The sequence below is a fragment of the Streptomyces morookaense genome, assembly GCF_013030945.1.
In the GTDB taxonomy this organism is placed as follows: domain Bacteria; phylum Actinomycetota; class Actinomycetes; order Streptomycetales; family Streptomycetaceae; genus Streptomyces; species Streptomyces morookaensis.
The window spans coordinates 1-2,792 of record NZ_JABBXF010000068.1 but is presented as its reverse complement, the minus strand read 5'-3'; the positions used below and the strand labels follow the sequence as shown (position 1 = coordinate 2,792).

The following is a 2,792-nucleotide window of genomic DNA, read 5'->3' as shown; positions in this document are numbered from 1 at the left end:
GGTGAACCTATGCGGTCACGGCACTAGGCAGGTCTCGACGGGCGGGGCGTCCGTGACCGTCAGGTAGAAGAGGTCGGGACGGGAGTACGAACCCGCCACGCTGACGGGGACGAGCGCGACGGCCCGGCCCGAGGCGATGAGTTCGAACTTCTCCTCCAGCGAGTACGCCCGCGGCACCCTGCCGTCAAGCATCGGCTCACCGTCGAGATCGACCTCCGGACGGTGAGCCGTGAACGCCCGGATCGCGTCCGCCACGTGCAGGCCGGGCGAGAAGCCGGCGACGAGCCGCTCTTCGCCCCGCCCCGCCTCGTGCACGCGCCTGAGCGCCCCGTCCACCACCGTGGTGATCCGTGACGCCACGTCATACAGCTGCTTCTCTGCGGCGGTCAGCTCGACACTGCGCGTGGACCGCGTGAACAGCGGGCAGCCCAGCTCTTGTTCGAAGGCGCAGATCTGTCGGCTGAGGACCGGCTGTGCGATGAACAGCGCCTGCGCCGCCCGGCCGAAGTGCCGAACACCGCGACGAAGTAGCGGAGTTTCCGCAGGTCCAGATCCATACCGTCACGGTATCAATGCGCTCAACTGCCAGGCGCAGCCGCCTCGGTGCGGTGAATGTGGGCGGCGATCAAGGAGGTGAGCCCGGGCCACGCCTCGCGGGGGAGGCTGTGGCCGAGACCGTCGACGACGACCAGTTCGGCACCGGGTACGGCAGCCGCCGTGGCCCGTCCGCCGCTGACGTCGCACATGCGGTCGGCGCTGCCGTGGACGACCAGCGTGGGGACGTCCAGCGACCGCAGCCGCTCCGTGCGGTCCCCGGTGGCCAGGGTGGCGACGGCCTGGCGGCCCATGGCCAGGGGATCGTGGCCCCGGTCGTAGGCGAGGGCCGCCCGCTCGGCCACTGCGTCCTCGTCGAAGGCGAATCCGGGGGACCCGATCGCCCGGATGGCCCTCACCTGCCAGTCGATATAGCCCTGGCGGTCCTCCGGCGCCGCCCCCAGCTCCCCCAGCGCGGCGAAGTCCGGTCGGCCCACGTCCGGGTTCCCGGTGGAGGACATCATCGACGTCAGCGACCGGACCCGGCCGGGATGTTCGATCGCGACCATCTGCGCGACCATTCCTCCCAGGGACAAGCCGACGAAGTGCGCACTGCCGATCCCCAGGACGTCGAGCAGGCCGACGGTGTCGGCGGCCATGTCCGACAGCGTGTAGGAAGCCGACGAGAAGTCGCCCGCCATCGCCGCCCGGACGTCGGGCACCGGTGCGTCATGGAAATGCGTCGACCGCCCGGCGTCGCGATTGTCGAACCGGGTCACCTGCAGCCCGCGGCCTGCCAGTTCGGTGCAGAAGCCGTCCGGCCAGTTGATCATCTGGGCCCCGCCGCCCATCACCAGCAGCACCGGCGGTGCCTCCGGGTCGCCGAAACTCTCGTAGGCCATCTCGATCCCCGACGGGCCGACACCGAAGGCCTTCTTCTCGCCCACCGCCACACCATCTCCCCACCGGGCCACGCCCCCGACAAGAGGCGCGGACGGCACCTCCCCGGCACAGTACCCATCGGGTCAATGCGCATCACCTCCGCGACGAGGCGGGACACTCGGGACGACGGGCAACGACGACGAGAGGAGCTCCGCCCATGACCACGACGAGCGCGAAGCTGCTGACCGACGGCTTCGGCCGGGTCCAGGAGGGGGTGCACGGAGTGCTGGACGGGCTCGCCCCCGAGGATCTGACCTGGCGCGGCGAGGACGGCGAGGCCAACTCCATCGGCTGGCTCGTCTGGCACCTGACACGGGTGCAGGACTGCCAGATCGCCGACGCCGCAGGGCTGGAGGAGGTGTGGCACGCGCAGGGCTGGCAGAAGGACTTCGCCCTGCCCTACCCCGCCGACGCCAACGGATACGGCGCCTCCAGCACCGAAGTGGGCGCCTTCTCCGCCCCGGCCGGCAAACTCACCGGCTATCACGACGCCGTGCACGAGCAGACCGTCGGCTACCTCAGGACCCTGCACGAGAAGGACTACGGCCGCATCGTCGACGACGCCTGGGACCCGCCCGTCACCCTCGGCGTCCGCCTGGTCAGCATCCTGGACGACGACCTCCAGCACGTCGGCCAGGCCGCCTTCGTCCGGGGCGCGCTGATGCGCCGCTGATGCGCGGGCCCGGACTCAGCCGTCCCCGGCGGCGAACGGGCCCCCGGGGGCGAAGACCAGCCCCGCGAAACGCTCGCCGATACGGCGGTGACCGGCGGCGTCCGGGTGGAGCGCGTCGGGCAGCGGCAGCTCGGCGGCGTCCGCCTCGCCGTACAGCGAACGGCCGTCGAGGTGGTACAGGTTCGGGTCGCCGGCCGCCCGCTGCGCCGTGATCCGGGCCAGTTCGTCCCGGACGGCACGGAGCGTCAGCTTCCCCCCGGCGGACTCCGCCGGGTCGCCGAGGGCACGGAACCGCACCGTCCCGCCGTCGAAGTCCGGCAGGAGGGGCCCCGGGGTGTCCTCCTGGACGGGACACAGGACGGGGGAGACGACCAGCAGAGGCGTGGTGGGGTGCCCCTCGCGCACCGTGTCCAGGAATCCGTGCACCGCAGGTGTGAAGGCACGCAGGCGCATCAGGTCGGCGTTGACCACGTTGATGCCGATCTTCACGCTGATCAGGTCCGCGGGCGTGTCCCGCACGACCCGCGCCACGAACGGGTCGAGCAGGGCGTTCCCGCTCAGACCCAGGTTGACCAGCTCCACCCCGCCCAGGGCGGCGGCCAGCGCCGGCCAGGTCGTCGTCGGACTCCCCGCCGTGGTGCCC

Annotated in this window: 3 protein-coding genes and 1 pseudogene; 1 reads left to right on the top strand and 3 read right to left on the bottom strand. The window is 71.7% G+C overall.

Annotated features, from left to right (window positions below):
- Nucleotides 1-24: 24 nt before the first annotated feature.
- Together HG542_RS25620 and HG542_RS25615 are read right to left on the bottom strand one after the other, a co-directional pair.
- Nucleotides 25-557: pseudogene (locus HG542_RS25620) on the bottom strand (LysR family transcriptional regulator); the annotation flags it as partial.
- Between the two features lie 21 nt (nucleotides 558-578).
- Nucleotides 579-1,481, bottom strand: a complete 903-nt coding sequence (locus HG542_RS25615; RefSeq protein ID WP_227727642.1) for an alpha/beta fold hydrolase — start codon at nucleotides 1,479-1,481, stop codon at nucleotides 579-581.
- Between the two features lie 152 nt (nucleotides 1,482-1,633).
- Between HG542_RS25615 and HG542_RS25610 the strand changes: the two genes are divergently transcribed.
- Entirely contained in the window at nucleotides 1,634-2,149 is a 516-nt protein-coding gene (locus HG542_RS25610) for a mycothiol transferase (RefSeq protein WP_171085381.1), read from the top strand.
- Nucleotides 2,150-2,164: 15 nt separating this feature from the next.
- Here the strand turns inward: HG542_RS25610 and HG542_RS25605 are convergent.
- On the bottom strand, nucleotides 2,165-2,792 hold a 628-nt coding region (locus HG542_RS25605; RefSeq protein WP_255316191.1), incomplete at its 5' end, for a GDSL-type esterase/lipase family protein.

What these genes read in the sequence shown, in the direction of transcription:
- HG542_RS25610 (WP_171085381.1), top strand. Translation starts at nt 1,634, where the DNA reads ATGACCACGACGAGCGCGAAGCTGCTGACCGACGGCTTCGGCCGGGTC.